This window comes from Neisseria sp. HMSC068C04 (genome assembly GCF_001810105.1).
GTDB lineage: Bacteria > Pseudomonadota > Gammaproteobacteria > Burkholderiales > Neisseriaceae > Neisseria > Neisseria flavescens_B.
The window spans coordinates 1-239 of record NZ_KV799968.1; the positions used below are offsets into that span (position 1 = coordinate 1).

The following is a 239-nucleotide window of genomic DNA, read 5'->3' on the forward strand; positions in this document are numbered from 1 at the left end:
AACCTGTTTGCGCAAAGCAGCGGCATCAAGATGCAGGCCAATCAGGGCAAAGTAGAAGTGCAGGCACAGAATGACGAGTTGCAGCTGAACGCCTTAAAAGACGCCACTCTGACCAGCAGTGCGGGGAAAATCACCATAGCGGCGAAGGAAGAGATTCTGATTACCTGCAAGGGGGCGTATATCAAGTTGAGCAACGGGGAAGTGGAGATCGGGAGTCCGAAGGTGGTGCGGGTGAGGGC

1 protein-coding gene is annotated in these 239 nt (G+C 54.8%); it reads left to right on the plus strand.

The window, feature by feature from the left end; translation table 11 throughout:
- A partial coding sequence (locus HMPREF2700_RS07730) for a DUF2345 domain-containing protein (protein WP_141745835.1) occupies positions 1-239 on the plus strand: 239 nt, incomplete at both ends.